The following is a 6,699-nucleotide window of genomic DNA, read 5'->3' on the forward strand; positions in this document are numbered from 1 at the left end:
TAATCCCGGATCATGATCATTACAGAGGCTCCTTTGGCGGCCGCGTGTATCCCCTCTGGCATGATGCGGCGGCCAAGACGCCAAATATCCCGCCGCACCTGCTCGGGCTGCTGGCCGATGTCTATGGCCATCCCGTCTCGGCCGAGGACATCATGGCCTATCTCGCGGCAATTATGGCGCATCCGGCATTCACCGCGCGTTTCCAGCCTGACCTCGTCCAGCCCGGCCTACGCGTGCCGCTGACCGCCGACCCGGCGCTATTCGCGGAAGCGGCCGCGCTCGGCCGCGAGGTGATCTGGCTGCATACCTATGGCGAGCGCTTCGCCGATCCGGCGGCCGGCCTTCCGAAGGCGCCTCCGCGCATGGCAGAAGGCGAGCGCCCGTTCATTCCCGAGGAGGGCGGCATTCCAGGCAAGCCAGAGCCGCTGCCCGACACCATGGAATACGACGCGGCGAAGCGCCGCCTGCACGTCGGCAAGGGGTTTGTCGACAACGTCTCGCCCGAGATGTGGAACTACGAAGTCTCGGGCAAGCAGGTGGTATGGCACTGGTTCAGCTATCGCCGGCGCGACCGCACGCGCCCTCAGATCGGCGATAAACGGCCGCCCTCGCCGCTCGATTCCGTCCAGCCGGACCATTGGCTCGCCGAATACACGTCCGACCTGATCGATCTCCTCAACGTTCTCGGCCGCGTGGTCGCGCTGGAGCCGGTACAGGCCGATCTGATGGAGCGAATCCTGAAGGCCGAACTGATCAAGGCCGATCACCTGAAAGCGGCGCTTGGCGACGACGGCAAAGATAACTGACAGGATGCGTCAGGATAGCGGGGATAAGTCGGCCCGCAGCCATCGTGTCGCCAATCCGGTGACGGCATAGTGCCGGTACGAATCGTACCGGACCAGCCATGACCAGCAGGAATCAGCTAGACCTTTTCGGCGCCGACGAGCCGGAGCTGTTCGACGAGGACGCACCGACCGTCTATTACCACGGCGATCCCGATCGCGTCCGCGCGCGCTTGCACCGGCTGATCGCGGAGGCGCGGGCGGCCGAGACCCTGCCTTGGGACGAGGACAGCGTTCGGCTCTACCGCAAGATCGTGCCGCAGATGGTGCTGTGGCTGCCCGAAGACGAAGCAAAGCAGCTTTGCTTCGACTTCGAGGAGGAGATGCGGCGGCTGCTGGCGGCGTAAATTCGTCGTAGGCGCCCCCTACTTCTCACACAGTCTCCTAGGCCCGCTATACGGCTGGAACGTACAATCCTCGGCCCGGAACGAGCGGTAGGCGCGCGAGCAGGCGCGTACGTTACACGACACCGGCGTTTCTTCCTCCGCAGACGCGGTCATCGCCTCCGCCCCAGGCTTGCCCTTTGCCGCCTCGGCGAGCGCGGCCGACATGAAATGCTTCCAGATCGCCGCCGGTAGCGAGCCGCCGGTGATCTCGTTCATCGGCGTGTCGCCGTCATTGCCGACCCAGACGCCGGCCACCAGCGGCTCGTTGAAGTCGATGAACCAGGCGTCGCGATAATTCTGGCTGGTGCCGGTCTTGCCGGCGGCGAAACCCTCCAGCCCGGCCGCCTTGCCGGTGCCGCGCTCGACCACCAGCTGCAGCAGCCCAACCAGGTCGCGCTGCACGCCGCGCAGATCGACCTCCGGCTGCTTCGACGGCCCGACCCGGAAAGCCTGCGGCTGGCCCTCGCTCTGGAACGAGACGATGCCCCACGGCTCGATCGGCGCGAGCCCCGCCCGCACCGAGGCGTAGGCGCCGGTGAGGTCCAGCAGGCTGACCTCCGAGGCGCCCAGCGCCAGCGCCGGCGTCTCGATGAGCGGCGCGTCTATGCCGAGCTCGCGCGCCGCCGCCACGACATTCTTCAAACCCACCTCCTGCGCCAGATTGACCATCGCGGCGTTCAGCGACCGTGCAAAGGCCTCGGCGAGGGAAACGCGGCCATTATACTCGCCGCCGAAATTTTCCGGGGTCCAGCCGTTTATCTCGACCGGCTCGTCCCTCACCCGGTCGCGCGGCGAATAGCCGGCCTTCAGCGCGGCATAAAGCACGAACAGCTTGAAGGCCGAGCCCGGCTGCCGCATCGCCGTCACCGCGCGGTTGAACTCGCTGCCGGCATAGTCGCGCCCGCCCACCATCGCCACCATCGCCACCACCGCCCCGTCCGGCGTCATGGCGACGAGCGCGGCCTGCCCCACGCCTGCGGCACCTTCAGAGGCCCAGCCCCTCGCGCACCGCCTCCTCGGCCAGCGCCTGCAGCTTCGGCACGATCGTCGTGCGCACCTTGATCGTGCCGCGATAGGGCCCGGCGATCTCGCGCGCATCGTCCAGCACCCAGTCGGAGAACCAGCTGCCGGCGCGGTGCGCCGGGCGCGCCGGGTTCAACGTCACGGTCCGCGCCCGCGCCGCCCTCGCCTCCGCCTCGTCGATCGCGCCGCTCGCCATCATCACGTCGAGCACCGTCTCGGTCCGCTTGGCGGCGGCCTGCGGGCTGGTGAGCGGGCTCAGCTGCGACGGCGACCTGATGATGCCGGCGAGCAGCGCGGATTCGCTTAAGTTCAGCTGGTTCACCCCTTTGTCGAAATAGACCCGCGCCGCCGCCGGAACGCCCGTCGCGCCCGCGCCGAGATAGATGTTGTTGAGATAGCGCGTCAGGATCTCGTCCTTGCCGAGCCGCGCCTCCAGCCAGAAGGCGATGACCAGTTCCTGGATCTTGCGCTTGAAGGTGCGGTCGCTCTCCAGATACAGGATTTTTATCAGCTGTTGGGTGATGGTGCTGCCGCCCTCAACCACCTCGCCGGCCAAAAGATTGCGCCAGACCGCCCGCCCGACGCCGCGGAAATCGATGCCGTAATGCTCGTAGAAGCGGCGGTCCTCAACCGCCAGCACCGCGTCGACCAGATGCGGCGGAAACTCCTCGCGCTTGGCGTAGGCGCCCTGATACGGCCCCTGCTGCACGATCGCCGCGCCGTCGGCGCTTTCCAGCACAACGACCGGCTTCAGCGAGCCTTCGGCGATCTCCTGCCAGGGCACGTCGCGCAGCGCCCACCAGAGGATGCCGACCGAGACCACGACCAAAGCCAGCACCGACAGCACGGCCGCCCGCAGCCATGTAAATCGCCTGCGACGTCCCACCTCCGGTAGAATATCGCCGTTTTCGCGGACAGCGCGAAAGCCGCGCAACCGCTCCGCCGGCGACCCGAACAGCCCAGGCAGGCCGCGGACCGAGCCGGCCAGCGCGCCGATCCGCGCCTCCATGCGCGAATAATCTGCCTCGCGTGTTCGTTTGCCCAGCCGCCTTACGCCCACTGAGACCGCCCTCCCCGCCCGCCGCGCGGCAATACCGAGATCGTGGGGCAAAGCTCTTGCGAGTTCCGCCGCCGCCCTGCCGGTTCGGCTGAAGGCCGCTTCTTCGGCGGGTGACTGATCCACCGCACCCTCAACGTGCGGCTCCGGCGCGGCGGACGCCGGCTTCTCCGGGCGACCGCCCTCGCTCTCCTGAGCCTTTGTCCTGCCTGCCATGAATTGTCTGTCGTTCGCGTCCCTGATTCTCGAACTAGCGCGAGCGGCAGCTTCGGAAAGTGCGCTCCCAGCCATTTGACGCTCCGCGTTGCCCTGCCGCCACGCCGCCGCCCAGCATCGGGCCAAACGCCGCGCCTGCCGGCACAAAACGGAAACGCTGCTGGTCTTTCCGCCCCGAATCGCTACATTCGGTGTCAATGCCAGGTTTCCCGGACGACATGCCTTTTTTCGACGAACCGAGCGCGCCGCCCGCCCGCCCGGCGAGCGGCCACGCGCCTTCGGGCATCGCCGCGCGCGCCATGGCCGCGCGCCAGGCCTCAGCGCCTGATTACCTCGCGGGTTTGAACCCCGAGCAGCGCCTCGCCGTCGAAACCACGGAGGGCCCGGTGCTGGTTCTGGCCGGCGCCGGCACCGGCAAGACGCGCGTCTTGACCACCCGCATCGCCCACATCCTCGCCACCGGACGCGCCTTTCCAAGCCAGATCCTCGCCGTCACCTTCACCAACAAGGCCGCGCGCGAGATGAAGCAGCGCGTCGGCATGCTGGTGGGCGAAGCCATCGAGGGCATGCCGTGGCTCGGCACCTTCCATTCCATCGGCGTCAAGATGCTGCGCCGCCACGCCGAGCTTGCCGGCCTCAAATCCGGCTTCACCATCCTCGACACCGACGATGTCGTGCGCCTGATCAAGCAGCTCATCCAGGCCGAGGGCCTGGACGACAAGCGCTGGCCGGCGCGCCAGTTCGCCATGATGATCGACGGCTGGAAGAACAAGGGCCTCGGCCCCTCGGAAATCCCCGAGGGCGACGCCCGCTCCTTTGCCAACGGCAAGGGCCGCCAGCTTTACCAGGCCTACCAAGACCGGCTGCGGACGCTCAACGCCTGCGACTTCGGCGATCTGCTCTGCCATCCCATCCGCATCTTCCGCGCCTATCCGGACGTTCTGAAGGAATATCACCGCCGCTTCAAATATATCCTCGTCGACGAGTACCAGGACACCAACACCGCGCAATATATGTGGCTGCGGCTGTTGGCGCAGCGGCCGGAGGCGGCTCCACCCTCCCCGCAAGGGGGAGGGAAAGGCCGCGCCCGGTCGAACCGCCGTAAACATCTGCTGCGTCGGCGACGACGACCAGTCGATCTATGGCTGGCGCGGCGCCGAGGTCGACAACATCCTGCGCTTCGACAAGGATTTCCCGGGCGCGACCATCATCCGGCTGGAGCGCAACTACCGCTCCACCGCCCATATCCTCGGCGCGGCTTCCCACCTCATCGCCCACAATGAGGGCCGGCTCGGCAAAACCCTCTTCACCGAGAAGATCGAGGCCGACGACGCCAAGGTCCATGTGCACGCCGCCTGGGATTCGGAGGAGGAAGCCCGCGCCGTCGGCGAGACCATCGAGCAGGCGCAGCGCGAAAACCACAATCTGAACGACATGGCGATCCTGGTGCGCGCTTCGTTCCAGATGCGCGAATTCGAGGACCGTTTCGTCACGCTCGGCCTGAACTACCGCGTCATCGGCGGCCCGCGTTTTTATGAGCGCCAGGAGATCCGCGACGCGCTCGCCTATTTCCGCGTGGTCGCCCAGGGCGCCGACGACCTCGCCTTCGAGCGCATCGTCAACGTGCCCAAGCGCGGCCTCGGCGAAGCGGCCATCCGCCAGGTCCACGACACCGCGCGTGCGTTGCGCGTGCCCATGCTGGAGGCCGCCTCGAAACTCGCCGAAAGCGACGAGCTGAAGCCGAAGCCGCGCGCCGCCCTGCGCGAAGTCGCCGCCAATTTCGCCCGCTGGCAGGCAGCGCTCGACCACACGCCGCACACCGAACTTGCCGAGACTATCCTGGAAGAGTCCGGCTACACCGACATGTGGAAGAACGACCGTTCGGCCGAAGCGCCGGGCCGGCTCGAAAACCTGAAGGAGCTCATCCGCTCGATGGAGGAATACGAGTCGCTGCGCTCCTTCCTCGAGCATGTCGCGCTGGTCATGGATGCCGAGCAACAGGAGAATCTCGACGCCGTCAACATCATGACGCTGCACTCGGCCAAGGGCCTCGAATTCGAGACAGTCTTTCTCCCCGGCTGGGAGGAAGGCCTGTTTCCGCACCAGCGCTCGCTCGACGAGGGCGGCCGCTCCGGCCTGGAGGAAGAGCGCCGCCTCGCGTACGTAGGTTTGACCCGCGCCAAGAAGAACCTGCACATCTGGTTCGTCTCCAACCGCCGCATCCATGGCCTCTGGCAATCGACCATCCCCTCGCGCTTTCTCGACGAACTGCCCGAGGCCCATGTCGAGGTCGATGAGGGCGGAAGCTCCTATGGCGGCTATGGCTCGTCCTATGGCGGCGGCGCTTTCGCCTCCGGCCGCGGCGGTCGCCAGAACCCATATGGCGCGTCGCGCTTCGACAATCTCGGCGGCTCAGGCGCCGGCGCTGGCGGCGGTGGTTCCGGCGGCGGCGCCTTCTCCAACACCTACGCCACGCCGGGCTGGCAGCGCGCCCAGCAGAACCGCACCGAGGCGACGGACCGCAACTGGGGCACGCGCTCCGGCCACGCCGTCGAGCGCATCGGCTACGGCGAAACCGACAGCGGCTACGGCGCCGGTCGCGGCTCAGTCAAGGGCCGCACCATAGACGGCGAACTCGTCGCCAAGAGCGTCTCCGACACGCCCTCCCCCTTCACCGTCGGCGACCGCGTCTTCCACCAGAAATTCGGCAACGGCAATGTCGTCGCCATAGACGGCAACAAGCTCACCATCGATTTTGATAAGGCGGGACAAAAGCGGGTGCTGGACGGGTTTGTACAGGGGGTGTGAGGTTCTCTTGGCAGATAAAGTCCTCATTACTGCGCAGCAATTGCGCGACATCATTGCAGAAGTGATCACTCAATCAATCCAAGTTCGCCGACTATCTCTCGGCGAAGCGGATAAATATGACGAATTGAGTGGTGAAGTAAGTGATGATGAGATCACCGACTTTGTCTTTTCCAACGCGTTATTTGATTCCGAAACTGTCGAACAGCTTTTCGACCCTGGCCTTCTCGGCTTTAATGCCAAAACAGCACAGGCCACGCCAGAATGGCTGAACGAGTACAAGGAGAACGTCGCCAGTTGGGCATCATCAAACACTTGGCTCGGAGGAGATCCTCCGTTCTGGAATTTTGATCGGTTATATGGGTTAGAG

General features: G+C 66.0%; 3 protein-coding genes and 2 pseudogenes. 4 read left to right on the forward strand and 1 reads right to left on the reverse strand.

The window, feature by feature from the left end; translation table 11 throughout:
- Together G6N73_RS34095 and G6N73_RS34100 are read left to right on the forward strand one after the other, a co-directional pair.
- A partial coding sequence (locus tag G6N73_RS34095) for a type ISP restriction/modification enzyme (protein ID WP_343044841.1) occupies positions 1–806 on the forward strand: 806 nt, incomplete at its 5' end.
- A gap of 98 nt (positions 807–904) precedes the next feature.
- A complete protein-coding gene (locus tag G6N73_RS34100; protein WP_165034306.1) occupies positions 905–1,189 on the forward strand; it encodes a hypothetical protein in 285 nt (94 codons plus the stop codon).
- 18 nt (positions 1,190–1,207) lie between these two features.
- On the opposite strand, the pseudogene G6N73_RS34105 reads toward G6N73_RS34100, so the two are convergent.
- Positions 1,208–3,524 (reverse strand): annotated as a pseudogene (locus G6N73_RS34105) (PBP1A family penicillin-binding protein).
- A 197-nt stretch (positions 3,525–3,721) separates the two neighbouring features.
- On the opposite strand from G6N73_RS34105, the pseudogene G6N73_RS34110 reads away from it, so the two are divergent.
- Together G6N73_RS34110 and G6N73_RS34115 are read left to right on the forward strand one after the other, a co-directional pair.
- A pseudogene (locus tag G6N73_RS34110) lies at positions 3,722–6,332 on the forward strand (ATP-dependent helicase).
- A 7-nt stretch (positions 6,333–6,339) separates the two neighbouring features.
- On the forward strand, positions 6,340–6,699 hold a 360-nt coding region (locus G6N73_RS34115), incomplete at its 3' end, for a hypothetical protein (protein ID WP_165034307.1).

The sequence above is a fragment of the Allomesorhizobium camelthorni genome, from assembly GCF_011045125.1.
Classification (GTDB): domain Bacteria; phylum Pseudomonadota; class Alphaproteobacteria; order Rhizobiales; family Rhizobiaceae; genus Allomesorhizobium; species Allomesorhizobium camelthorni.